A 25,666-nucleotide genomic window follows, 5' to 3' on the forward strand; every position below is an offset into this window, starting at 1 on the left:
TCGAAAAATATTTTTTTGACACCTCACCAACGGCTCAAACCGTTGATAAATCAACATTTATAGAGGGAGGAGTTAGAATGGCGTTACAGAAACATCTAAAACCAATCCATCTTTGGGCTATTTCAGTAGGGATGGTTATTTCAGGACAATATTTTGGGTGGAACTATGGGTTTGAAGCAGGTGGGATTTTAGGACTTGCAGTTGCTACCTTAATCGTAACGATTTTCTATACAACTTTTATGTTTAGCTATGCCGAACTATCAACGTCAATTCCGCAAGCGGGTGGACCGTCAGCTTACGCAAGAAGAGCAATGGGTCCATTTGGAGGATTTATAGCTGGGATTGCCTGTTTACTTGAATTTGTGTTTGCACCGCCCGCTATTGCCGTTTCAACAGGTGCATATCTAAATTTTTTAATTCCATCGATTAATCCCGTATATGCAACCGTTGGTGTCTTTGCCTTCTTTATTCTCGTTAATTTAATCGGCGTTAAAGAAGTAGCTTTAATTGAGCTAAGCGCTACGATTCTAGCACTTATTGGATTAGCAATCTTCTACGTGAGCGGACTGTCGCATATCGAAACAAGCAATCTATTTAATGAACAATCATTCTTAAACGGTCCTTCTGGTATTTTAGCTGCTATTCCGTTTGCCGTTTGGTTTTACTTGGCTATTGAAGGTGGAGCTATGGCTGCAGAAGAAGTTGAGAATCCACAAAAAAACATTCCCAAAGGGTTTATTGCTGCCATTATTACCCTAGCAACGGCTACTATTTTCACGCTATTTGTCACAGCGGGATTAGGTGGAGGAAGCGGTACCAGAGCTTCAGCAGATTATCCGCTTCCACAGGCGTTATCGCTTGTCTATGATGGAAATGCGCTTTCTATTACAATTGCAATCATTGGCTTATTCGGGCTCATTGCAAGCTTAAATGGCATTATCATGGGTTTCTCTCGTCAAACGTATGCGCTAGCGCGAGAAGGGTATTTTCCAAAATTTCTTGCAAAAACGAATAAAAAAGGTGTGCCAGTGGGAGGCCTGCTCATTCCGGGGGTAATCGGCGTGATTTGTGCAGGATCCGCGACGTTTGCAAATGCACTTATTATTCTAGCCGTATTTGGTGCAATGACGATGTACTGCATTAGCTTAGTGTCACTCTTTATTTTACGAAAGAAAGAGCCAAACTTAGTAAGACCGTTTAAAGTCAACTATCCTGCTGTTCCAATCATTGCGCTTTCGTTAGGCTTACTATGCTTATTTAGCATCGTGAAATACAGCGTCCTGACAACGGATTTAATACTTTTTAACCGTTCGATTCCGCTCATTTATATTATTGTAGGAATCTTTGCTGCTTCAGTTGTTTATTATTTTGCATACCCAGCCAGGTTATTTAAAAAGGATCAGGGTGAAGTATATGGTGAAGAGGCAATTAAGGTGAAGTAATAAAAGATTCTTGTTAAAAAGATATGAGTAGAAAAGCTGAGAGTGTATGTATTCTCAGCTTTTTCTTTAGTCTATTAACATGTATTGTATACTGATAAAATAAGAAAGCGCTTTATTTATAGGTTGATAAAATCAAAAAACGTGGAGGAGATTATGGATCAGATTGTACGAGACGTAGCTAGCTTAATTAAGTGTAAGAATAAAAAGATGATAATTGGTATATCAGGTCACGGTGCATCTGGAAAAACAACATTTGCGAAGAAGCTTATCCACCTTCTTGGAGAGGATGAAGTTAATTATATCAATACGGATCCTTATATTGTTGATTCTAATCTTAGGAAGCAGACTCTCATAAGCTATGAATATAAGGGAGAACGACATGAGGGCAAGATAACGGCTTGTCATCCTTCTGCTCATCATCGGAATGCTTTAGAAAGAGATGTTCAAATGATTAGAAGCTCATTTGATTTTTATACAATAGGAACACATTATTTAGAGAGTATTCGAATTTCTGCGCGGAAAAGAATAAATATTATAGAAGGAATGAGTGTAGCCTTCACTAATTTGAATTTATATGATAGGACCATCTATCTATATACGAATGAAGAAACTGAGCTAATGAGACGAAGTGAACGCGATGTGTTTGAAAGAGGAATGGACCTCGATTATTTAAGGAGGACTCATCAAGAACGTAGAATTCAATATGATGTATTTATGCACGCGTATCACAGGGACTTTGATATTGTTATCAAAAACTCAAACGAGAATTTTGTACTTGAAAAAAGCAAATAAAATCGAAAGAAGCACATGGTTATTCCAGTGCTTCTTTCAGCTGCTATTTAATACATTTCAATACCTCAGTATAGAAAGTATGTTTGTCATCCACGTTTAAAACAATTCGATCTATTTCTTTCGTTATTCCGTATGGTAAAGTTAGCGTTTGCTTTTGGTGGAGTTGAATTTCAAAGGTTGGCTTTTCTGGAACAAAGTCATTTAGCCTTGCGTCGTATAAGTGAGCCTGCTCAGCCTTCGTGAATGTTTCAGCGCCGTCATACCATTTAATTTCCTTATTTACACAGAGGTAGTAGTTCTTTTGTTGAAAATACACAAATAAAAAACTGAAAATTCATTCTTTTTCCGATGAATTAACAATAATCATCCTGTAAACTAAAAAAACTAGATGTTATATTTTATAACACGAAAAGTTAGGTTTAGGAGGATGAGTAATAAATGGAACAAAACGCTGATTTACGTCCAATTGCGCACGAGAAATATCGTATTTTAGGTCCAAAAGCGTATGTGGCAATGTGGTGGGGAGATGCCGTAATGGTTGGTTCATTTATGTTAGGTTCAAGTTTAATTCCACCTTTTGGGAAGTTGAATTTGACGCAAGCTTTTATCGCTTTAATTCTAGCAAATATTCTCGCTGCTTTGTTATTTGCGTTAAATGGACGAGTAGGATGGAAACACGGGATTCCAATGGTTGTTCAGCTTAGATCTTCCTTTGGTCCGGTAGGTTCTCGAATTCCAGCTTTAATGCGAGCGGTCCCCGCGTTATTCTGGTATGGAGTCCAATCTTGGCTGGGGGCTCAGGCGCTGAACCAAGTGTTTATGGGACTTATCGGTTTTGATAACGTTTGGGTCTGGTTTTTTGCATTTCAAGCGCTCCAAATCTTCCTATCAGCTAAAGGCATTCAATCGATTAAGTGGATTGAAATTGTAGGATCTGTCATTATTATGCTGGGCGTTGTGTATTTGATTTTTCTCTTTTTATCCACCTTTGGATTCGAAGTTGAGAAAGTCGCTAACACCGAGGGTTCCTGGGGAATTCCATTTTGGCTTGCGATGACGGTGTTAATCGGTCAATTTGCTGCACTGCTCATTAATATTTCAGATTACACTCGCTACTTCCCACGTAAATCTTCAGCTGGTACGTTTGTAGGAGCTCACGTTGTAGGGATTGTTCCACCGATGATTTTATTGCCATTCGTCGGCATTTTAGGAGCAGCGGCCGTCGGCGTCTGGAATCCTGTTGATATTATCTCAAATCATATTTCGAATGTAGCAGCCAGTATTATTGTGTTAATCTTTATTGCTCTAGCCCAAGTTACAACAAACTTAGTAGCTAATATCATGCCTCCAGTACTTGTGGCAATGGATTTATTTAAAATCTCATGGGAAAAAGCCTGCGTAATTGTCGGAGTACTAGGAGTAGTAACGTGTCCATGGTTTATTATGACGGATTCATTATTTTTAACATTTATCGCAGTTGTTTCAGCTTTTTTAGGTCCGATTTTTGCGATTATGGTAGCAGACTTTTACTTTATTCATAAAGGTAATTATAATGTGGCTCCGCTATATGAAGGTAAACTATTTACGGCATTTAAAGGGTGGAATCCTGCCGCTATTATCGCTACAATTGTTGGAACGTCTCTCGCGTTTATTAACGTGGAACTTTCGTGGTTTTTAGGTTTAATTCCTGCAGCCCTTGTGTATGTTGTGTTAATGAAAACATGGATCATGAAGCATGAGCAGTATGTAAGAGAAGGGCTTAATCAAACATTCCGTCATTCAGCCCCATTAAAACGTGAAGAAGCGAGCTGAATCCAGGTAGGGAAACTCCTACCTGGATTTTAGTGTGTTTAGTGAAAGTTTACTAATAAAAGATGAAAATTTATTGAAAATTTCAAAAAAATATATTGAAAGCGCTTTATCTATATGTTATTCTTCATTTATCGAGGTAAAATTTACTGAAAAATAAGTAAAAAACACATGTAGTGAGGTAGTGTATATGACCACGTTAAAAGAGGTAGCAACTGCTGCAAAAGTTTCAAGCACCACCGCATCTAGGGTGTTAAACAATGATCACACACTTTCTGTTTCTGATGAAACCAGAAGTCGAGTTTTAAAAGCTGCAAAAGCATTGAATTATACACCCGTAAGAGCGCGTAAAGGAGAGACGGGAGATGCAAATCTTACTCCCCGTATTGGTATTATGTTTGCCCAAACTGTTGAAGAAGAGCTGGCAGACCCCTTCTTTTCATCTATACGACACGGAATTGAGAATGCTTGCATAGAGAGAGGAATTTTAACAAATCGAATGTTTCGTCTAAAAAGCATGCGTCGAGAAGAAGTGCTTCATGACCTAGATGGTTTAATTGTTGTCGGGCGCATTAGTGCTGAGACGATTCAAACTGTTAGTAATCATCTCGACAATATTATCTTTGTCAATCACTTAGCGGATGAAAATACATATGATTCAGTCATCAGCGATTTTGAACGCGCAACGGAAAGTGCGCTTGAGCATTTAATACAGTTAGGTTATCAGCGTATTGGCTACATCGGAGGACGTGAACGAGAACATTTTATAAACGGAAATCAGGTTATTGAAGATAAGCGCCAAACAACATTTGAAAAAATACTAGAGAAAAAAGGAATGTTTTGTTCTAGCGATGTTCATATTGGTGAATTCGCCATGGCTCAAGGGTATGAGTTAATGGAGAAAGCGATTAAACAAGGAAATTTGCCAGAAGCCTTTTTCATAGCGAGCGATTCAATGGCGATTGGCGCAATGCGAGCTCTTCAAAAAGCGAATCGTAAAGTGCCAGAAGATGTTGCGATTGTAAGCTTTAACGATGTAGATGTTGCAGAATTTACGAGTACGCCTCTAACCACGGTCAAGGTCTACACGGAGCAGATGGGCCAGTTAGCGGTCAACTTACTAATGGATCGAATAAATGGGCGCAAGATTCCGCTAAAGGTGACGGTACCTACAAAATTAGTAATTCGAGATAGCTGTGGTTTAACAATGAAACGAATGGCTAGCGGGGCGTAAACAGTATAACTGAAAGGAGGTGATGCACGAGCCTTATTGGAACGTAAATGATTGTAAGGGGGAGAAGAAATCGAAAGTAAAAAACACATAAAAAAAGAGATTAAAAAACCTAGAGCAAATGCTTCCGTTTTATTGGCAGATAAAGCGGAACAAGAAAGATGGCAGTCCTTCTTATCTAGGGGTTTTTAACCTCAAATAAAACATATAGAAGCCTATTATACTTACTTTTTTATTTTCTGGTAATAAAACCGTTTTATCCTAATTAATCAGAAAATTCTAAATAAATAACGTGTAGGAGGAGCACATGAAGAACGTGACGCGTTTGTTAATTTTGTTTATGGTTTTTGCGGTATTTGCGGCGGGGTGTGGAAGCAAAGGAGCTTCTTCTGGTGATGGTGGCAAAGTCACACTAACACTGTTTTCCACAATGAGTAATAAAGGAGAAAGAGCAGCATTAGAAAGCGTAATTGCAGATTTTGAAAAGGAAAATCCTGATATAGCGATTGAAGCAAACTTTCCTGGAAACGGATATGAGGATATGCTTCGTGTGAAGATGGGTGCCAACGACATGCCAGATTTATTTGATACGCACGGTTGGTCACAGCTTCGATACGGTGAATATGTTGCAGATTTAAAAGACATGAATTGGGTGAAAGACTTAGATCCTGCGCTTGATCAAATTTTAAAAGATGAAAGCGGCAAGGTGTACGCTTACCCGTTAAATCAAGCTAAAGATGGGATTAGCTATAATGTGAAATTACTAGAACAATACGGAATTAAACCACCACAAACAATGGATGAGTTTGTGAAAGCATTAGAAGTAGTAAAAAACAAAAGCAAAGGTGATGTCGTACCGCTTTGGATTCCTGGAGGAGAAAACGGAAATATTGCGCAAATCTTTGACCAAATCGCTACGCCATATCTTATTACTGACAAAGAGAATGGACATGGAGACGAGCTGTTAGATGGAAGCTTCAACTGGTCAAAATACGATCAGCTAGGAGAGTTGATGGTCGATTTAAAGAAAAAAGATTTACTCAACAAAGATGTATTAACAGCGAAACAATCCCAGGTAACGGAGCTTATGGCACAAGATAAAATTGCGTTTACATTCGTAGGAGGCTCCTTAGGTCCTGATGCAACAGAACTAAATCCTGAAGTAAAGGTTGGAACAATTCCTGTACCAGCTGTTCATAAAGGGGATGCACAAAGTTGGATTGGCGGCGAGCGCTTTACACTAGCAGCATGGAAAGATTCTAAAAACCTAGACGAGGCAAAGGAATTTATTGAATTTGCGGCTAAGCCGGAAAATGTAAAGAAAATAGCTGAAGGCACATCTTCTACAGCAGCATTAAAAAATGCGGAAGCAGATAACTACTACTCAGAGTTTTATAAGCAATATGAAGAAGTAAAGGTAGAGCCATACTTTGATCGTAAGTACTTACCAAGCGGTATGTGGTCTGTGATGTCAACAACAGGTCAAGAGCTATTAGCTGGAACGCTTACAGCAAAACAGCTTTCTAAGAAAATGGAAGAAGAGTATAACCGCTTGCGAAAGCAGTAAAAAGTTAGGGAAAGCAGTGCTTAATTGTGCTGCTTTCTGTAAACTGCATCTAGCTGAAATAGGAGTGAGGTTATGAGCGAATTAGTAAGAAACGAGCGGCTACCCAAAGAGTCTACTTCAGTTATAAAGAAAAAAAAGTCAACTAAGCTCAAAAAAGAATCATCTTTATGGTGGATGTACTTACCTGGGCTTGTCATTGTTACGCTGTTTATTATTTATCCATTCATTAATGGCATCCAGCTTTCGTTTACAAACTGGAATGGTTTTTCGCAAACATATGATTGGATTGGAGTTGAACAGTATCAGAGGTTACTAGCGGATCCAACAACGTGGCTGGTTGTGAAAAATACGCTATTGTACGGAATTGGAAGTACAATTTTTCAGAATATACTGGGCTTGTTGTATGCACTTTTGTTGAATCAAAGTATTCGAATGAAAACATTCACGCGTACGATTGTTTATTTACCGGTTATTATTAGCCCGATTATTATGGGATACATTTGGTACTTTTTCTTCTCATTTCAAGGTGGAGCGCTGAATGATGTGCTGATGCTCTTTGGGTATGAACCGGTTAACGCACTAGGGAATGCAAGTTTGAATCCATGGATCATTGTATTTGTTAATACGTATCAGTTTGTTGGGATTGCGATGATTATTTATCTTGCGGGACTTCAAGGGATTTCAAAAGATTATTATGAAGCAGCTCAGTTAGATGGTGCTTCTGGTTGGCAGCAGTTTAAAACGATTACTCTTCCTTTACTAATGCCGTCTATTACAATTAACGTTGTTTTAAATATTATTGGAGGACTAAAGTTGTTTGACGTAATTGTTGCCTTAACAGGCGGGGGGCCTGGAGATGCATCACAATCTATGTCAACGTTTATGTATGATTTATACTTTAAACGACAAGACGCAGGTTACGCTGCAACGCAGGGTGTATTTATGGCTGTGATTATTTTAATTATTAGCATCGGAGCATTGATTTACTTTAAGAGGAAGGAGACAGAAGCATGATTGATTACACGAATAAGAAGAAAAAAAGATGGCTTACAGTTTTGGCTATTGTGATCACCATCTTTCATATTGTGCCGTTCTATATTCTTGTGACAACATCGCTTAAACCAGCGGGAGACTTCAGTTCAAAGTGGGTATTTCCATCACAGCCCAATGTTCAAAATTTTGCTGATGCGTGGAGTCAAGCAGGACTTGGTACAGCGTTCTTAAATACGGTTATTATTACGTTTTGCTCAGCCGTTTTACTTATTGTATTAGGTTCGCTCGCTGCTTATCCACTAGCACGTCGTCAAACAAAGCTAAATAAATACGTCTACTTTATCTTTATTGGAATTATGGTCATCCCCCCGCTAACAGCACTTGTTCCCCTTTACAAAATGGTGGTTAACATGGGGATGATGAACACATACCAAATTGCTATCTTAAACAATGTGGCAGCATTTTTACCATTAACAATCTTTCTATATGCAGGATTCATTCGCTCGACGATTTCAAAAGAGCTCGAAGAAGCAGCAAAAATTGATGGAGCAAGTACGTTAGGTATCTTTTTCCGCATCGTCTTCCCACTGTTAAAGCCAGTGACGGCGTCTGTTTTAATCATTTCATGCGTGTATATTTGGAACGATTATCAGTTTGCGATTTTCTTCTTGCAAGATAAAGAAATGCATACATTAACGGTTACGCTTGCCAGTTTCTTTGCACAAAATCAGCATAATTTGAGCTTAGTAGGAGCAGCAGCTTTAATCGCTATGTTGCCAATGACAATTTTATTTTTACTTCTACAAAAATATTTTATTGCCGGCTTAGCTTCGGGATCTGTTAAAGGCTAAATGATGAAAAGAGAGGGAGAGAATTAATGACAAAAATTACGTTTATCGGTGCAGGAAGTACAGTATTCGCCAAAAATATTTTAGGAGACTGCATGTTTGTTCCGGCTTTGGCAGGATTTGAATTTGCCCTATATGATATCGACGAGCAGCGTTTAAAGGATTCAGAAAACATGCTTAATAACTTAAAAGAAAACTATAAAATCAACGTGACGGTTAAATCGTACCTTAATCGAAAAGAAGCGCTTAAAGGCGCAAAGTACGTAATTAATGCCATACAGGTAGGGGGATATAAACCAAGTACGGTAATTGATTTTGATATTCCAAAGAAATATGGTCTTCGCCAAACGATTGGTGACACGGTTGGCATTGGTGGTATCTTTAGATCTCTGCGCACCATTCCAGTGATGCTTGATTTTGCAAAAGATATGGAAGAAGTCTGCCCGGATGCGCTGTTTTTAAATTACACAAATCCAATGGCTACTTTAACGGGTGCGATGTTACGCTATACGGATATTCAAGCGGTCGGGCTTTGTCATAGCGTACAGGTATGTACCAAAGATTTATTTAAGGCGCTTGAAATGGATCACGAAGGAATTGAAGAAAAAATCGCAGGTATTAATCATATGGCATGGCTATTAGAAGTAAAGCGGGATGGAAAAGACTTATATCCTGAAATTAAGCGCCGTGCTCGTGAAAAGCAAAAAATAAAGCATAATGATATGGTGCGTTTCGAGCTTATGGACAAGTTTGGTTATTATATTACGGAGTCGTCTGAACATAACGCAGAGTATCACCCATATTTTATTAAGAACAACTATCCAGGTTTAATCGACCAATTTAACATTCCGCTTGATGAATACCCAAGACGATGCGAAGAGCAAATTAGCCAATGGGAAACGATGCGAGAAGAGCTTGTTCATAACAGAAATCTCACGCACACGCGCTCTCATGAATATGGTTCACATATCATTGAAGCGATGGAAACGAATACGCCATTTAAGTTTGCAGGCAACGTATTAAACACAGGTGGTTTAATTAGTAACCTGCCACAAAAAGCGTGCGTAGAAGTCCCGTGTATCGTTGATCGTAGCGGTGTTATTCCAGGTTATATCGGAGAGCTACCAGAGCAACTAGCAGCGCTTAATCGTACAAATATCAATACGCAACTTTTAACAATCGAAGCAGCAGTGACCAAAAAGCGTGAGCATATCTACCAAGCTGCAATGTTAGACCCTCATACAAGTGCTGAACTATCAATGGATGATATTGTTTTACTATGTGACGATTTGATTGAAGCACATGGTGATTGGTTACCACAGTTTTCAGGAAAAGTGTATCAGTCTATCTAATAATAAATGAGTAGGGAAAATTCCCTACTCATTTTGAACATTTAAGAAATGATTAATAACAATTGAGACAGCACCTAATGCAGGTGCATTTTTTCCTAATGAAGAGGGGAGTAGTTCACATGTATTTTCTAAATGAGAATGTACCCTAGAAGCAACTTCATTTTTAATGGTGTTTAACACAATCGGGTGAGATTCGATAATATTATTCCTTAGAATAATGGCTTGTGTGTCAAAAGTATTGAGAATGTTAGTGATGCCAATACTAATATAGAATCCAAAGTTTTGTAGTGCATTTAAGGCATCCACATCATTTTTATTTGCACGTTCAATAATTTCTTTTCGTACCAAATTTTTTTCATTTTTTTCTTCTACAGAAGAAAAAGAAGCTAGTAAAGCTTTTTCAGAAGCAAAAGCCATTTTGATGGATATCAAACAAACTATTACAATGAATGCTTCTTCTCAAAAGTTATTCGCCTATGGGAAATTGGTGATTATTGTAGGAATACTACTTTCTGTTTTTCAACAATTTGTAGGTATAAATGTAGCTTTATATTATGCCCCACGTATTTTTGAAAGTATGGGAGCTGCTAAAGATTCTTCAATGTTGCAAACCATTATTATGGGATTAGTGAATGTTGTTTTTACAATTATTGCAATTTTAACAGTTGGTCGATGGGGGAGAAAGCCCTTATTAATAGTAGGTTCAATTGGAATGTCTATTGGAATGTTTGGTGTATCAAGTATGGCATTTTCTAATATGATTGGAATAGGGACACTTATATTTATTATTATTTATACAGCTTCATTTATGATGTCATGGGGACCAATATGCTGGTGGGTGCTGATTTCGGAGATTTTTCCTAATAAAATTAGAGGCCGAGCTGTAGCTATCGCTGTAGCAGTTCAATGGGCGGCTAACTATTTTATTTCCTCTACATATCCTACAATGATGGAGTATAGTGGAGGATTAACATATGGTTTTTATGGTTTGATGAGTGTACTTTCTGCTTTATTTGTCTGGAAGCTTGTTCCGGAAACGAAAGGAAAAACGCTTGAACAGATGGAAAATACATGGAGAAAAAGAAAAGAAGACCAAAAAGATAGTCAAATTATTTAAATTAGGAGAATCATTCAAAGTAAACCATAAAATATACGTTTCCGGATTTTTGTAGATTGACGAGTAGGGAGTTCCCTACTCGTTTTCTTCTTGTTCCAAACGTTTATAGTGTGTCTTCCCCATTTGATAGACGAAAAATAAAAAAATAGGCAAGAGAATGATAAGAGAAGACATGCGAATTAGCGTGTCCACAATGGCTCCTTTTGTAATAATTAAGTTCACGATAAACATTAAAACAAAAATTACAATACCTACAGTTGTTAGCGTTTTTTTCAGCTTTTCTACTTTCACTTTTATCACCTAGTTTTAAAAATAATGGATGAAGCACTGAAAATCAACTCTTTCGATGAAAAGAGAGCAAAGAGGTTTACAGGATAAAAGATATGTTGTACGATAAAAAAAGTTTAATTCTTACTAAATCTATAAGATATGAGGTGTATATCATGGCATCAACAACTGTACAAACTTCTAAGCATACTAATTCAGCTCGCACAACGGTTGTTACGGAGCTTAGTCCAATGCAAAAGCCGTTAGTTATTGTCGGAATTTTAATTTCGGTCGTGTTACTAACAGCGATTGTAAACACAACAAATTGGACACAAGGTGTATTATTTATTATCGGTCTCGCTCTTGGCGCGACGTTACTATATGCACGATTTGGTTTTACTTCAGCGTTTAGACGATTAATGTCGGTCGGAAACGTACAAGGTTTACAGGCACATATGCTTATGCTAGCAGTAGCTTCCACGCTGTTTGCTATTATTTTAAGCACTGGGTTTAGCTTTACCGGTACGACACCGACAGGTTATGTGTCACCAGTAGGCGTGAGTGTGGTGGTAGGAGCATTTTTATTCGGAATTGGAATGCAGCTAGGAAACGGATGTGCATCAGGTACTCTTTATAATCTTGGTGGCGGTTCGTCTTCTATGATCATTACGCTCGTTTCATTCATTGGAGGTTCACTACTTGCAGCGTATCACTTTACATTTTGGATGGAGGATATGCCATCGTTCCAACCAATTTCGTTAGCTGAATCAACTGGGCTTGGCTATTTCGGTGCATGGGTTGTTCAAATGGTGGCATTTGCAGTTATTTACTGGATTACAGTTCAGCTTGCTAAAAAGAAAAATCCGCCAATGATGAAGCAGCTTCCAACAACAACAGGATGGAAGAAAGTTATTCGTGGTTCTTGGCCATTATTTGCGGCAGCAATTATCTTAGCACTTTTAAATGCTCTAACGCTAACAGTACGCGGTAACCCTTGGGGCATTACGTCAGCATTTGCTTTATGGGGTGGTAAAGCGTTAATGGCAACAGGAATTGATGTTTCGACTTGGGGTTATTTCCAAGGAGCGAATGGTCAAGCGTTAACGCAAACGGTTCTTGCCGACTCTACAAGCGTAATGAACTTTGGTATTATTTTAGGCGCGTTTATCTCAGCGGCAGCTCAAGGAACGTTCAAGCCTGGTAAAATTAAGCCAGGAGTTGCAGGAGCAGCAGTTGTAGGTGGCCTATTAATGGGCTATGGTTCTCGCTTAGCATTTGGTTGTAACATTGGTGCTTATTTTGGAGGAATCGCATCGTTTAGCTTACACGGTTGGGTATGGATGGTTATGGCAATGTTAGGAACAACGCTAGCCTTATTTATTCGACCATTGTTCGGATTAAAGAATCCAAAACCAAACGATTCGATTTGTTAAGAGAAAGAGACTGAGACATAAGTAATTCAGTCCTTACTATACCTGAACGATTGAGAGTTCATAACTTTTAATCGTTCAGGTTTTTTGGTTGATTGTGAAAACAATGTTGGAAACAGGGTGGAATGGAGCGTAGGACACTCGACTCCTGCGGGAAAGAGAGGGAAAACGGAGATCCCGCAGCGCAGCGAGGAAGCTCAGGTTCCTCCCCGCGGAAAGCGAGTGACCGTAGCGCAATGGAACGAACGTGTTGAGACAAATCAAAGAGATGGGAACAGCGAGTGTTCGTCTTTTAGAAGCAATCATTTTGTTATGTCCCAGCCTCTTTTTTCTTGTACTTATATGAGAAGTGAGATAGAATGAGAAAATAGAAAAACTAAAAATGTTTTATGAGTTTATCACGAGGAGGACTGATAATGAAAGAGCGAATTATGCAGGCATTTATCGAAGAGATTCATCATAAAGGAATGAAATTTACAATGGATGACTTAGCCAAAAGGCTAGGCATCAGTAAACGGACGCTGTACGAACATTTCTCGTCCAAAGTAGAGATTTTAGATACCATTATCACTCAAACGCTACAGGATTTTGATCAGAAAACCGAAGCGATTGTGAATAATGAAAATCTATCTTTGGTGGACAAAATCAAGCGAGTTATTACCGTTATTCCAGAGTATAATGACTTCTATGACTTATGTATCATTGAGCAAATGAAGCGCTACTACCCGGCACAGTGGAAACAGTTAAACGTAGCTTTGAACCAGTGGGACTCACTGAGAGAGCTAATGAAGCAAGGAATAGAAGAAGGAATTATTGTGAATCGCAACCTTGATTTAATGATGAAAGTAATCATTGATGCTGTAAATTCGACCTTAGATCGAAGTTTCTTTTTAGAAAATCGACTAACCGTATCAGATGCGCTCGATACGATTGTTGATATGTTATTGCAGGGCCTTTTAACAAGTAAGGTCAAATCAACATTTTAATAGAGCGCATGTGACAGAGTCTGACAGACCTTTTATTTTGTGAAGTCAGTCTCTTTTATCGGCTAAAAAAACTAAAAAAACAAAAATAGTTTTCGTGTTTTATGGAGAATATAGGAGAAAGTTGGAGGGTTATTTATGTCACTACTGTTAAGAAATAAAGGGGCTATGCTGCTCTTAATGCTTAACATCTTTTTGGTGTTTATGGGAATAGGTCTTGTGATTCCTATTATGCCAACCTATATGATTGAGCTACAAATTAGCGGAAGTATTGTCGGAATGCTTGTCGCTGCATTTTCGTTAACACAGCTTATCTTCTCACCTGTTGCAGGGAGATTATCGGATTCTTTTGGGCGTAAAAAAATGATCGTTACCGGTATGTTGATCTTTGCCGTGTCAGAGTGGCTATTTGGAATTGCTAATGCACCGGCGCTATTGTTTGGCGCTCGTATGCTGGGCGGAATTAGTGCAGCGTTAATTATGCCAGCCGTTATGGCTTATACAGCTGATATTACGACGCCAAAAGAGCGCGCAACAGGAATGGGGTATATTAATGCAGCAATCACAACAGGCTTTATCATCGGCCCTGGAATCGGTGGATTCATTGCTGAATTTGGCATGCGAGTCCCGTTTTATTCAGCAGCCGTTGCAGGAGTTTTCGCAGCCTTACTTACCTTATTTGTTCTGCCTGAATCACCAATGGAAGAACGCGTGAAGGCTGACCCACTTCAACCAGAAAAGCAGGGCTTATTTACACAGTTACGTAATTCGTATAAGGAACCGTACTTTTTAAGCTTAACTATTGTGTTTGTTGCTTCGTTTGGCTTAGCGAATTATGAGACGGTATTTGGTTTATTTGTAGATCGTAAATTCGGCTTTACGCCAAAGGATATAGCATTTATTATCACGTTTGGTTCCATTGCAGGAGCTGTTGTTCAGCTCACTATTTTTGGGTGGATTGTCAATAAGTTTGGTGAGAAAAGGGTTATTTCAATCTGTCTGTTTGTAGCAGGCTTATTCGTACTTTTAACTTTGTTCACGCATGCATACTGGTTGATTGTTGTCGTAACGTTTACGCTGTTTTTAGCAATCGATATTTTACGACCAGCTATTAGTACACAAATGTCAAAACTTGCTCAAGAACAGCAGGGCTACGTAGCCGGCTTAAATTCTGCTTACACAAGTTTAGGAAACATTGCAGGACCTCTTGTTGCAGGGATTTTATTTGATATTGATATCAACTTTCCATATGTAGCAGCGGCCATCGTTTTATTCGTTTGTTTCGTCTTAACGTTAACAGTAGGAAAGCGAGTAGCTCAGTCAAATCCAGTTGTTGAGAAGTAAAAGTGGTTGAAGAACGTTCTATTCCTAGTGGATAGGACGTTTTTCATTGACTTTTGACAGGTTGTTTCATACACTTTTAGTAAAATATTTCAGCTTAGGCTGTATGTTGCTACTTATTAAAGTAGAGAAGATACATAAGGAAGGAACGAATATATGAATGAAACCTCATCTGTAAAGTCGATGGGCTATTTAATTAGTCGTAAGCTTATTGCAGGACTAATCATGGTTGTTGCCATTAGTGTCTTAGCGTTTGTCACGGCGATTATACCTGCGGATAAGCCAGCTGACTTTACTATCCTTAACTTTATTCAGGAGTTTAAGAAAGAAGGGAGTTTTTTCGCGCTTGGGTACTACTTTTTTATTGTAGGCTCAGCTGTTATCTTAACCTCTTTTGTGGTAGAGCTAATTGTGCAAACGATTACAAATCGCTGGGAAGGTAAGTACAAGTGGTGGATTACGGGTGCTTTACATTTTGTTTTATCACTTTTTTTCATCCCGATGCTGCTTTTTTTCTTTATTGTGGATCGCTTATTGGCATTTAAAAAGACGCCATATCATTGGAAGCATGTACTTGGATTTTTTGTAGCTCCAATTGCGCTATTTAGTTTATTTGTTGTTATCGTTTAAAGCCTCTCTGCTTCAGAGAGGTTTTTTTATGGAAGCGTTAGGGGGAACTTTGGTGAATAAGATGCTAAAAGGAAGAAAATAACGAATTTTATAAAAATAATGATATACTAAACTCATTAGTACTGTAGGAGGTTATTGTGTGAAAGGATACTTCAAGCCATTTGCCATTATAATAGGTGCGCTTTTACTTTTTCTAGGAGGATACGTATTTGGAAAATCCACGTCTGATCAAGTCACTCGGGAAATCTGGATTGGCGACGGGAAGGACGGAGAGACAGACGTTCAAAAGGTCATTACGGACTTAGAAAATCAAGCTGCTGTCGATAACTTATCAATGATTTACGCTCACAGAGAAAGCATTGATACCGCGAATGTAGATATAAATAATCCGGATCTTTACGTAGCATTTAATAGTCCGAAGCAATCAGCATTATTAGTTGAATCTCGCCTTTGGTTAAACGATAAGGGAGCTGTTATAGCGGAACGTACGGGTGAGACGTGGGATGAAGTTGACTATTCTACAATTCCTGTGGAAGATGCTTCTTATATTCAAAACTTGTTGAAGAACAGTAGTGAAGAATAAATTACTTTATTTTCCACGAAATGAATCTTTTTGAATGTTCGTTCGTAATAGAAATAAAGGGGAGGCGATATTCATTGAAAAATTACATAGTCTTTATTGCTAGCTTTGTCGTCTTAATGCTTGTATTTCAAGTAGGTAGTGGTATGTTGCTAACCATGCTGTACAATCCAGAGGTGGGAGAAAAAGTTGGAACGTTAGGAAGTACTGTTACCTTTGGTGATAGTGCCTACATGTTTCCGCTTGTAGTCGCAATGCTAGCAGCAACAATTTCCTTTTTTATTTCAAAACGACTTTCATAATGTAGTAGAAAACTAGGCATGTACGGTGCCTAGTTTTTTCTTTTATATGTTCGAGCTCCAGGCTGTTCTTTTACTGCACGCCACGCTGCAATTGCATCTGCACGGCTTTTCCCTTTGTTGGTTGGGTCTGCAAAGAAATCTCTTGTAAACTGGTTATATTCAAACTGGGCTCCAATTTCTCGCTGATAGGAAGGATCTTTTTTTCGGCTTTCTTCTTCATACCAGGCCGTCACAACATCACGATATGTCTTGCCACCATTCTGTTTAAAGTAGTTTTGGATATAGGTTGAAAAATGAAAGTTTGGAATGATAGTTTTGAAAAATGTCCGTACGCTTTGGCTACAGCGATGGTGTTTTGTAATAACAGTGTCAAGACTCAGTTCTTCTAACTTCTTACCGTTAGGAGCACCCGTCTTTTTATGAACAGGACGTTTTATTTCTCCAGTTTGCAAAAAGAGATGAATTCGCTCTGTTAATTCTGCTTTGGAGCCACTTCTGGAGATGTGGTGGTCGTGGCAAAAACCTTGTAGTTCTTTCTTTAACCAATAATAGCTGAGAAATTCTTTTGTCTTAATGTGTTGATTCAGTTTAGGTCTCATACATAACCATCCTTTCCATCTATTTCAATATTAGAACATTAGTTCGTATTTTGTCAATGGCATAATAGAGAAAATATACCATTCATAACGATTCACTTTACTACACCTTATTTCCACCTTTTAGTATAATTAGTCATATCATTTAGAGGAAAGGAGCCGAGCAAATGCCTGCTTATAATAAGCTAGTCCGTGATTACATTCCGCAGATTATCGAACAAAGCGGAAAGAAGTATACAACAAGCAACCTCACTATTGATGAATACAAAAAGGAACTAAAGAAAAAAGCTGAAGAAGAATGGAGCGAATATAAGGAAGCCAAAACGGAGCACGAGGCAGTAGAAGAGCTTGCGGATTTACTGGAAGTTGTTTATGCGCTTGCTGCATTAAACGGCGCAACTCCTCAGCAGCTGGAACATGTGCGTCAGCAAAAAGCAGATGAGAAAGGTGGCTTTAACGAAAGAGTTTTTTTAGTAGAGGTGGAAGATCAATAACTCTTAGTATATAAACCTTTTTTAAAATGATAATTGTCCAAAGAAAGACGCTCCTTTTTAAGCACAACTAAACTCAAGTTGTGCTTTTTTATGATACACTAAAACTAAGAAAAGAGATCTACATCAGGGGGCACAATTGTGATTACAGATTTACAGTTTGGTGAGGCTTTTGTACGAGGAAAGCGATATCGCCGCAAGCAAATTCATGACCTTTATAAAGGACAGGAGCAAAGTGAAATTTCAACGCCAAAAGAGCATCCATATATCTTTATTTTTACAAAGATGAGTGGTGAAGAATACGGTACTTCTCATGGGTGGAACGACGATCAAACAACCTTTTTTTACACTGGAGAAGGACAGCGCGGTACGATGCAGCTAATTAAAGGAAATAAAGCCGTGATGGAACACGCAGCGAACGGCGAAACCATCTATTTATTTCAGTACGTAGAGCCTGGGATTGTCGAGTTTTTAGACGAGATGACGTATGCAAACCATCAGCTTGAGTTGATGTGGGATGCAGACGGAAGCTTTCGCGAAGCGATTATGTTTGAACTAAAGTGTAACCATATATTAGAAGAGAAAGCGAACGCAGTTAACATTGACTCAACGGTAAAAGAAGAGTTATTAGAACGGTTCTATGAGGAAAAGAGCTTAACGAAAAAGATAGCACTCCTTAATCATTATGTGAAAGTGCGAGCGAACGGAAAGTGTGAATCATGCGGAGCACCAGCATCATTTAAAGATAAAAAAGGAATGCCGTATTTAGAGATTCACCACATCAACCACTTAACTGACAGCGGGTTAAACAAAGTGGATCAAGTTGCGGCACTTTGTCCCATTTGCCATAGTCACATTCACCATGGACAGGGTGGAGAAAATTACAATGCAAGGTTGGGTACACTAATTAAAGAAAAAGAATTAGAAGCAGTTCAATAATGGAACGAATAGAAAGGCGTGAAAGTAATGGAACTACTAGGTCTGCATCACGTTTCAATTTTAACGGGAAAAGCCGAAAAAAATTATGACTTCTTTACCAATGTACTGGGGATGCGTCTTGTAAAAAAGACGGTTAATCAAGATAATCCGCAATCCTATCATCTTTTTTACGCAGATGCAGAAGGGACACCGGGAACGGAAGTCACTTATTTTGATATTCCTGGTCTTGGTAGAACCTATCCTGGAACAACAGATATTTCAACCGTATCCTTGCGTGTGCCGACGACGGAGTCGCTTTACTATTGGAAACAGCGCTTTGAAGAGCTACAAATCGATCACGATGAGCTGACAACTCAAGCAGGTCGCAACGCTCTTGCGTTTCGTGATTACGAAGGCACACGCCTCATGCTTGTTGCAGATGACGGAGAAAAAGGTGTACGTGCCGGTGTTCCTTGGAAGCGAGAAGATATTGAGGAGAATCATGCGATTATTGGCTTAGGCCCTGTTACCTTAACAGTTGCAGAAGCGAAGCTAACAGCAGATATCTTAACAAACGTTATGGGCTTTCGTCATGTAAGATCTTATGATTCAATGGAAGTGTATGCAACAGGAGAAGGGGGAAGCGGAGCTGAAGTACATATTGTAGAAGAACCCGGGGTGCCAAAAGCAAGGCTAGGAAGAGGTGGCGTTCATCACGTTGCGTTTCGTGTTCCAAATGAGCAGGAATACCGCTACTGGCTTGAACGCTTAAACCAGGCTCGCATTCCTCATTCCGGAGAAGTCGAACGCTACTATTTTAAAGCGATTTACTTTAAAGAGCCAAATGGCATCTTGTTTGAACTTTCAACCGATACCCCTGGTTTTGCAACCGACGAACCAAAAGAAACGATGGGAGAGAAGCTCGCTCTACCACCATTTTTAGAACCGCGTCGAGCAGAAATTGAGGCGAATTTGCGTCCGTTAGATATATAGAAAGCACAGCTGTTTTTATGGCTGTGCTTTTTTGTATTTCGTTGTGTGTTTTTTAAGGTCGAAAATGCCCATAGTGACGCATGTTAGCCCTACAATTACGCCAAGAATCGTCCAAAACCAGTTGCTGCCCCAGTTCGAATAGGTAGTTACTAAGCTGCTGCATCCGATAGTTATTGTTCCGTATTTAGCACGCCATTTGTCTAACTTTGATTCTTTATTCGTAGATATCGTCCTTAACTCCTTCCATAAACAATATGAAAAAAAGGTTTAACGTTCATCGAGGCTCCATCTAATGATATAACCTGCATGAGTTAGTCCTCCTCCAAACCCATACAGAAGTACAAGATGATTTTTCTGCAACTTACCCTCTTTTAAGGCAAGCTGTAAAGCGAGAGGAATGGAAACAGCTGATGTATTGCCGTAATACTCGACGCTTGTTAATAGTTTTTCGCGGGGGAATTCAGCTTTTTCACAAATGGATTCAATCATACGCAAGTTTGCGCTGTGCGGGACGAACCAATCAATGTTTTCTTTTTGAAGATTGGTTTGTTGTAACAGCGAATCAATACCTGCTGGAACGGTTCTGGTAGCCCATTTATACACTTCACGTCCATTTTGAACCATTTTCCCAGGGGTTTTAAGCTGTTCTCCGTTCATCGTTACAGATAAGTTTGTTCGATACACATGCTTACCACCGCTGCCCTTTGATCCCATATGAGTTGCTATAAAGCTTGGACTTTCAAAATCTTGTTCAACTAATACAGCTGCTGCTCCGTCGCCAAATAAGATGCAGGTAGAGCGGTCTTTATAATCCGTTACTTTTGATAGCGTCTCTGCTGTAACGACTAAGACTTTTTGGTGTAATCCAGATGTGATAAAGCTATTAGCGATATGTAATCCGTAAGTAAAGCCAGCGCACGTTGCGTTAAAATCGAATGTTCCTGCACTATTAATCTCAAAGTAATCTTGAATTTGACAAGCTACGCTCGGAAAGGCATAGTCAGGTGTCGTAGTGGCAACGATAATACAGTCGACGTCATGGATATTTTTGTGATAGCTTGCTACTAAGTTTTCAATTGCTTTAAACGCTAGATGAGAAGAGTACTCCTCACTGCTTGCAATTCTTCTTTCTTTCATACCTGTCCTTTGTACAATCCATTCATCGCTAGTATCAACAAGTTGTTCAAGTTGGTCATTGGTTAGTTTATTTTCAGGAACATAGGTCCCAATAGCGGTAATACGTGCTGAAGAATTCATTTTAAAACACCTTTCTCTATGACTAGGTTATATTATTAAATGTTAATACTAGATTACAAAATTGTCAATCATTGTATATTTAATATTCTTATCATTAAAAAGCTTTTACATAAATTAAGGTAGGATTTTGTCGAAAAATAGACGTAGAAATTAATAGTTTTATTAGAAAAATAGTAGTATTATAGTTGTGAGTAAAAAGTAACCGAATGGGACTTAGGGGGATTTTTTGATGAGTAAGAAGAAGGTTGTTACAGCATTAACTGCAGGTTTATTGGTTTCTTCGTTATCGATGGGGACAGGTTACGCAGAAGAGAATAATTATGGTGTATCAAAAAAAACAATTGAAGAGCAGGCAGAGGTTAGCAAAAAGCTAGAAAAAAACATTGTGCAGCCAGAAATAATAAACGAGGTAAAGTCAGATGTTTTGAAGTCGTTAAATATGCCAGCACCATTTTCAAATAAAGCAGCAAAAAGTCTTCAGCGATCAAGCGTAAGCTTTGATAATGAAGAAATTGTTTTTGAATCAGAGCCCAATGATGATTTTCATACAGCAAATATAATGTCTTACGGTAACACAGTCATTGGTCAGCTTTTACCACTTTACGATTTGGACATGTATAAAGTGAATGTTCCTACAGCCGGCGCATTCATTATAGCAGGAGGTGCCTCTTCACCTGCAATCGATTTAGGCTTTACGGTTACCGAAAAAGATTATAAAGATAATAATAATGTCAGCTACTTAGGCAGCGAGTTTGACGAAGAGATTGAAACGCAAGTGTATCAAGTAAACAAAGCTGGTACTTATTATGTTCCAGTTATTGACTTTGATAATATCGATGACCTTGATGATAATTCGGAAGAAGATATTTATATTTTGTCAGCGGCGTTTGTTGATAACGTTGCGCCAGCAAAGCCAGTAGTGAATCAAGTTACTAACAATGATAAAGTAATCACTGGAAAAGCGGAGGCGAACTCAACGGTAACAGTGAATGTTGGTAAAAATCGAATCGGCTATGCGAAAGCAAATGCGAGCGGATCGTTCTCTGTTAGTATTCCAGCTCAAAAAGTAGGAACAACGCTAAACGTAACGGCAAAAGATGCAGCTGGAAACGTCAGCAGCTTGACCTATGTCAAAGTGACAAGCGTTGACGTGACGCCACCTGCGAAGCCAATTGTTAATCAAGTTGATGATAATGATAAAGTCATTACAGGAAAAGCAGAAGCGAATTCAATGGTAACGGTGAACGTTGGTAAAAATCGAATTGGCTATGTAAAAGCAAGCTCAAACGGATCATTTTCTGTTAGTATTCCTATTCAAAAAGCAGGAACGACGCTAAACGTAACGGCAAAAGACGCAGCTGGAAATGTCAGCAGCTTATCCTATGTCAAAGTTGTAAAAGCTGATGTGACGCCACCTGCAAAGCCAACGGTTAATAAAGTAAAAGAAACTGATAAAGTAGTAACGGGTAAAGCGGAAGCAAACTCAACGGTAACGGTGAATGCCGGTAAAAACAGATTGGGTTATGCGAAAGCTAACTCTAAAGGCGTGTATTCCGTGAAAATTGCTGCACAGAAAAAAGGGACTCTTTTAAACGTAACGGCAAAAGATGCAGCTGGAAATGTGAGTAAACTTTCATACGTAACGGTTGTAAAGCGTTAATAACCATAAAAAATGCACTTCAGAATATTAGCTGAGGTGCATTTTTTATGAGAGCTCATTGTAAATAACGAGGGGTATCCGTTTTTGGATAGTTAATCTCTTGAAACAGATCCTTTTGAGTTCCTGTGTCACTAGATGGACTGTTCTCTAACTGCTGAGCTAAATGAGGAAAATAAAGATTCATTAAGTTTTTAAATTCTCCGATTGTTAATGGCTTTTCCGATTCTTTTAGCTCATAGCCAAGTTGTCCATTGGGTTCAATCGTGGCAGATTTTACGTGTTCTAGCTTTGCCACGCCTTGATTACGAAGCCGCATTTCAAGCTGATCAATGGTTAAACGCAGTTTTTTTAATTGCTTAATATCAAGCTGGCCATTTTCAATTACAACTTTTGATTTGCCTGTAATGAACTTTTCTAGCGCATTGGATTTCACCTGTACGTATTCTAAAACCAAGATAGCTAGTACAAAAACAGCAGCGCCTATAGAATCCCTCTCATTGTTTGTATTAAAAAAATGGTAAGTATTTTATTTGAATTTATCGATTGGATTAGATTCTTGTGGTTGGAAAAATATATTAGGATAGTTTACTTGTTTAATATTATGGGTGGTTTAGGAGGGAGAAGCTATATTTTAATTTCATAAGTAGCCACAGGGTTTTTCTTTCTCACTTCTTATCGTATAATCAGTCGTATAAAGAATAAGGACTGATACAACAATGACGGTGGAGAATAATGCTTATTTATTAGCTTATGGCAGAGTGAAAGGAGAGTTTTTATGATTGATAAAAGCTCTTCTACACCTCTTTATTATCAAATTAAAGAAATGATAAAAGAAAAAATTATGTCAACAGAATGGCAAGCGGGAAGTGCGATTCCATCCGAGAACACGCTTTCTAAGCTATTGTCTGTCAGTCGACTAACTGTGAGACAAGGAATTCAAGAATTAGTTGATGAAGGCTATTTGACAAGGAAAAGAGGAGTAGGAACGTTTGTACTTGAGAATAAGATTGAACAAAAATTAGTAGCAGCAACGAGCTTTACCTCATTAATGCATCAGAAGGGGAAGGTTCCTACCAGCACTATTTTATCCATTGATGAAATTACCGCTTCAAGATCTGTCAAACATAACCTAGCGCTGAAGGATGATTCAAAAGTGTTATCCATAAAGAGGATACGATACGGAGATGACGTGCCAGTAGCACTAGAGACGGTTTTTTTGCCCCTAGAATATAGGGATTACGTGCTAGACAACAATATTACGCATTCTCTACATGGCTTTATTGAAAAGAATTTTAATGTAAAAATCGGTGACGCGAAACAAACGGTTGAAGCTACGCTTGCAAATGAGCAAGAAGCAAACTATTTAAATTTAGAAATGAATGCACCTTTACTGTTAATTAAAACGGTGACATACCTTACAAACAATAAGCCTTTTGAATATGTCATTTCAGTATATGCAGGCGAAAGATTCAAGATATCGTCTCAAATTGGAGAGCTTCGTACTAATCAGGTGATGTAAAGAAATAGAGATTGGTGTGTATGTTGTTGGTCTTATGTTAGGAACACCTTTATGTGATATCGACGCAGCGCTTATTCATGACGAAGAAGAATGATTAAACGTTTAGTAGGTGAATCCGGTGAGTTATTAACATAAAAGCAGCTGAATCATTCAGCTGCTTGTTTGCTTATCGATTTCCCGCATAGTTAAAGATAGGATCACGAAGCTCAAATTCATACGTGTGCCCGTCTACAATACCGACAGTTTTATCTCCGTCATATAAATCTAATAAGAAGCCTGCCATCTCTTTTGCTGTATGATATTTTGGTACATTACCTTTATAGTCAAATCCTGCTGTTCCACGAGCACGATTAGCAAACTCGGTTTCAGTAGCGGCTGGTGCCAGCACTTTTGCCTTCATTTTTGCACCTTTTGCTTGAAGTTCTTGGCCAAGGCCTTCTGTAAATACACTGACGTAGAACTTTGAAGAAGGGGATAAGACAGCTCAAGCTCGCCTTGAACTTTTAGAGAATCATCACCTTGCTATCCAAGAGCAGCTTCAAACCTTAATCATTACAGAAGAGATGTTAACTCATAAGATATCAACCTATAAAAAGATGCTAGCAAAGCAAAACGTGTAGAGACATTTCTTAGCTTTTTTTATTTCCGATAACACGTTTTATGTAAACTAATATAATTTCCTGAATTTTCTAACAAAATATACATTATTTACATTTAAATGTAAGTAGTGTATATTTTTTGTTGTTATAGTAAAATATAGGGGGAAGTAATATGCTTAAAAAGATTACTAGTTTAACAGTAAGTGGTGCTTTAGGAGTAAGTTTATTATTTGGTATTGGTTCATCGGCATCTGCTGAGGAACAAAATGATGGTAAGATAAGTGTAGAAAATAGGGAAGAAAACTTAGTTAATTATTTAAAAGATGTTCCAGAGAAAACAGATATTAATAGTGCTATAGATAATTATCTTGAAGAGCATCCTGTTGAATTGAAAGTAACTAATACTGAAGAAGCTGATAATACTTCTTTAGATAATGTCGAAGATGTTCCTGAGTATATTGATGAACAAATTGATGAAGGGAATTTTAGAGCTTACGACGTTAATGATGATACTCAATTAATCTTCACAGATAGCGATACTTTCTTTGTTTCAGAAACTGAGGAAGGTACTGAAGAACCGGCTAGTGATTCAGAACTTACTTCTTCTAATACTTTAATGATGGCTGCAGCAGCTACTTCTTCTAAGAAAAAGCATGTTTATAATTCTTATACAGCTAAAAACTGGACAGGCTTAACTTTATGGAAAGCATATGTTTCTGGCTGGTTTACTTACAACGGTACTAAAGTAACTGCTAAAGAAGATTATAGTTACCTTAAAAGAGGAAACGTAAGTGTTTGGAATATAAGCATGCTTAAAAGTGGCGGCAAGAGTATATCAACTAAAACTGCAGAGCTGTATGTTCAAGGAAATGCATCATGGCACTAGCGTCGCATAAATTTTAACTGAATTTTCTGTTTTCTTATTTTTCCTTTTATAAAGAAAAACGAA

25 protein-coding genes and 3 pseudogenes are annotated in these 25,666 nt (G+C 38.3%); 22 read left to right on the plus strand and 6 right to left on the minus strand.

The features are described from left to right. The first annotated feature begins 77 nt into the window (after positions 1-77). The 8 genes from eat (at position 78) to melA (ending at position 10,034) form a co-directional block, all read left to right on the plus strand. Entirely contained in the window at positions 78-1,442 is a 1,365-nt protein-coding gene (eat, locus tag AC1UFB_RS14655; protein WP_076513497.1) for an ethanolamine permease, read from the plus strand. A gap of 153 nt (positions 1,443-1,595) precedes the next feature. Continuing rightward, positions 1,596-2,234, plus strand: coding sequence for a uridine kinase family protein (locus AC1UFB_RS14660; RefSeq protein WP_100347873.1), 639 nt, complete (start codon positions 1,596-1,598; stop codon positions 2,232-2,234). 438 nt (positions 2,235-2,672) lie between these two features. Continuing rightward, positions 2,673-4,046 (plus strand): NCS1 family transporter, encoded by a 1,374-nt coding sequence (locus AC1UFB_RS14665; RefSeq protein ID WP_078989656.1) that lies wholly within the window; start codon positions 2,673-2,675, stop codon positions 4,044-4,046. 187 nt (positions 4,047-4,233) lie between these two features. Beyond that, complete coding sequence (locus AC1UFB_RS14670) at positions 4,234-5,277, plus strand: LacI family DNA-binding transcriptional regulator (protein ID WP_206833623.1); 1,044 nt, start codon at positions 4,234-4,236, stop codon at positions 5,275-5,277. 304 nt (positions 5,278-5,581) lie between these two features. Next, positions 5,582-6,841 (plus strand): ABC transporter substrate-binding protein, encoded by a 1,260-nt coding sequence (locus tag AC1UFB_RS14675; RefSeq protein ID WP_062954620.1) that lies wholly within the window; start codon positions 5,582-5,584, stop codon positions 6,839-6,841. Positions 6,842-7,015: 174 nt separating this feature from the next. Next, positions 7,016-7,855, plus strand: coding sequence for a carbohydrate ABC transporter permease (locus tag AC1UFB_RS14680; RefSeq protein WP_374699988.1), 840 nt, complete (start codon positions 7,016-7,018; stop codon positions 7,853-7,855). Continuing rightward, entirely contained in the window at positions 7,852-8,685 is an 834-nt protein-coding gene (locus AC1UFB_RS14685) for a carbohydrate ABC transporter permease (RefSeq protein ID WP_242529514.1), read from the plus strand. The genes AC1UFB_RS14680 and AC1UFB_RS14685 overlap by 4 nt, the downstream gene beginning before the upstream one ends. A gap of 26 nt (positions 8,686-8,711) precedes the next feature. Then, on the plus strand, positions 8,712-10,034 hold the full coding sequence (melA, locus tag AC1UFB_RS14690) for an alpha-glucosidase/alpha-galactosidase (protein WP_100347871.1): 1,323 nt from the start codon (positions 8,712-8,714) through the stop codon (positions 10,032-10,034). A gap of 24 nt (positions 10,035-10,058) precedes the next feature. Here the strand turns inward: melA and AC1UFB_RS14695 are convergent. Beyond that, a pseudogene (locus AC1UFB_RS14695) lies at positions 10,059-10,445 on the minus strand (ROK family protein); the annotation flags it as partial. Here AC1UFB_RS14695 and AC1UFB_RS14700 point away from each other — a divergent pair. Further along, positions 10,435-11,151: pseudogene (locus tag AC1UFB_RS14700) on the plus strand (MFS transporter); the annotation flags it as partial. The pseudogenes AC1UFB_RS14695 and AC1UFB_RS14700 overlap by 11 nt on opposite strands. A gap of 75 nt (positions 11,152-11,226) precedes the next feature. On the opposite strand, the gene AC1UFB_RS14705 reads toward AC1UFB_RS14700, so the two are convergent. After that, positions 11,227-11,442: a hypothetical protein gene (locus AC1UFB_RS14705; protein WP_061784931.1), complete on the minus strand. Its 216-nt coding sequence runs from the start codon at positions 11,440-11,442 to the stop codon at positions 11,227-11,229. 152 nt (positions 11,443-11,594) lie between these two features. Between AC1UFB_RS14705 and AC1UFB_RS14710 the strand changes: the two genes are divergently transcribed. The 7 genes from AC1UFB_RS14710 to AC1UFB_RS14740 all read left to right on the plus strand — a co-directional run bounded on the left by AC1UFB_RS14710 (position 11,595) and on the right by AC1UFB_RS14740 (position 16,684). Next, positions 11,595-12,851, plus strand: coding sequence for a YeeE/YedE family protein (locus AC1UFB_RS14710; RefSeq protein WP_100347870.1), 1,257 nt, complete (start codon positions 11,595-11,597; stop codon positions 12,849-12,851). A 117-nt stretch (positions 12,852-12,968) separates the two neighbouring features. Continuing rightward, positions 12,969-13,211, plus strand: a complete 243-nt coding sequence (locus tag AC1UFB_RS14715) for a hypothetical protein (RefSeq protein ID WP_482589430.1) — start codon at positions 12,969-12,971, stop codon at positions 13,209-13,211. A 53-nt stretch (positions 13,212-13,264) separates the two neighbouring features. Continuing rightward, positions 13,265-13,834, plus strand: coding sequence for a TetR/AcrR family transcriptional regulator (locus tag AC1UFB_RS14720; RefSeq protein ID WP_100347869.1), 570 nt, complete (start codon positions 13,265-13,267; stop codon positions 13,832-13,834). A gap of 135 nt (positions 13,835-13,969) precedes the next feature. Continuing rightward, positions 13,970-15,175 carry an MFS transporter gene (locus AC1UFB_RS14725; protein WP_482589431.1) on the plus strand — a complete coding sequence of 402 codons (1,206 nt, stop codon included), beginning with the start codon at positions 13,970-13,972 and terminating at the stop codon, positions 15,173-15,175. A gap of 153 nt (positions 15,176-15,328) precedes the next feature. Further along, entirely contained in the window at positions 15,329-15,802 is a 474-nt protein-coding gene (locus AC1UFB_RS14730) for a hypothetical protein (protein WP_100347867.1), read from the plus strand. A gap of 139 nt (positions 15,803-15,941) precedes the next feature. After that, positions 15,942-16,385, plus strand: a complete 444-nt coding sequence (locus tag AC1UFB_RS14735) for a hypothetical protein (RefSeq protein ID WP_482589432.1) — start codon at positions 15,942-15,944, stop codon at positions 16,383-16,385. 74 nt (positions 16,386-16,459) lie between these two features. Continuing rightward, positions 16,460-16,684: a hypothetical protein gene (locus AC1UFB_RS14740; RefSeq protein WP_328100631.1), complete on the plus strand. Its 225-nt coding sequence runs from the start codon at positions 16,460-16,462 to the stop codon at positions 16,682-16,684. Between the two features lie 29 nt (positions 16,685-16,713). Here the strand turns inward: AC1UFB_RS14740 and AC1UFB_RS14745 are convergent, their stop codons facing one another. Then, entirely contained in the window at positions 16,714-17,283 is a 570-nt protein-coding gene (locus AC1UFB_RS14745) for a DUF6434 domain-containing protein (protein WP_100347865.1), read from the minus strand. Positions 17,284-17,447: 164 nt separating this feature from the next. On the opposite strand from AC1UFB_RS14745, the gene AC1UFB_RS14750 reads away from it, so the two are divergent. The 3 genes from AC1UFB_RS14750 to AC1UFB_RS14760 all read left to right on the plus strand — a co-directional run bounded on the left by AC1UFB_RS14750 (position 17,448) and on the right by AC1UFB_RS14760 (position 19,682). Then, the gene (locus AC1UFB_RS14750) at positions 17,448-17,774 is read left to right on the plus strand and encodes a nucleoside triphosphate pyrophosphohydrolase (RefSeq protein ID WP_025911836.1); all 327 of its coding nucleotides are present in this window, start codon (positions 17,448-17,450) and stop codon (positions 17,772-17,774) included. 138 nt (positions 17,775-17,912) lie between these two features. After that, on the plus strand, positions 17,913-18,710 hold the full coding sequence (locus AC1UFB_RS14755) for an SRA domain-containing endonuclease (protein ID WP_100347864.1): 798 nt from the start codon (positions 17,913-17,915) through the stop codon (positions 18,708-18,710). 27 nt (positions 18,711-18,737) lie between these two features. After that, positions 18,738-19,682: a ring-cleaving dioxygenase gene (locus tag AC1UFB_RS14760; RefSeq protein WP_100347863.1), complete on the plus strand. Its 945-nt coding sequence runs from the start codon at positions 18,738-18,740 to the stop codon at positions 19,680-19,682. Positions 19,683-19,949: 267 nt separating this feature from the next. Here the strand turns inward: AC1UFB_RS14760 and AC1UFB_RS14765 are convergent, their stop codons facing one another. Continuing rightward, on the minus strand, positions 19,950-20,939 hold the full coding sequence (locus AC1UFB_RS14765; RefSeq protein WP_482589433.1) for a beta-ketoacyl-ACP synthase 3: 990 nt from the start codon (positions 20,937-20,939) through the stop codon (positions 19,950-19,952). A gap of 229 nt (positions 20,940-21,168) precedes the next feature. Between AC1UFB_RS14765 and AC1UFB_RS14770 the strand changes: the two genes are divergently transcribed. Next, on the plus strand, positions 21,169-22,599 hold the full coding sequence (locus AC1UFB_RS14770) for an Ig-like domain-containing protein (RefSeq protein WP_157803611.1): 1,431 nt from the start codon (positions 21,169-21,171) through the stop codon (positions 22,597-22,599). A 55-nt stretch (positions 22,600-22,654) separates the two neighbouring features. On the opposite strand, the gene AC1UFB_RS14775 is transcribed toward AC1UFB_RS14770, so the two are convergent. Beyond that, positions 22,655-23,032, minus strand: a complete 378-nt coding sequence (locus AC1UFB_RS14775; protein ID WP_253347366.1) for a DUF421 domain-containing protein — start codon at positions 23,030-23,032, stop codon at positions 22,655-22,657. Positions 23,033-23,374: 342 nt separating this feature from the next. On the opposite strand from AC1UFB_RS14775, the gene AC1UFB_RS14780 reads away from it, so the two are divergent. Then, positions 23,375-24,118 carry a GntR family transcriptional regulator gene (locus AC1UFB_RS14780; RefSeq protein WP_062686704.1) on the plus strand — a complete coding sequence of 248 codons (744 nt, stop codon included), beginning with the start codon at positions 23,375-23,377 and terminating at the stop codon, positions 24,116-24,118. A 166-nt stretch (positions 24,119-24,284) separates the two neighbouring features. Here AC1UFB_RS14780 and AC1UFB_RS14785 read toward each other — a convergent pair. After that, positions 24,285-24,584, minus strand: a pseudogene (locus tag AC1UFB_RS14785) (SDR family NAD(P)-dependent oxidoreductase); the annotation flags it as partial. Positions 24,585-24,889: 305 nt separating this feature from the next. Here AC1UFB_RS14785 and AC1UFB_RS14790 point away from each other — a divergent pair. Then, positions 24,890-25,603: a hypothetical protein gene (locus tag AC1UFB_RS14790; RefSeq protein ID WP_482589434.1), complete on the plus strand. Its 714-nt coding sequence runs from the start codon at positions 24,890-24,892 to the stop codon at positions 25,601-25,603. Positions 25,604-25,666 lie beyond the last annotated feature (63 nt).

The organism is Priestia sp. KCTC 13724, assembly GCF_056820425.1.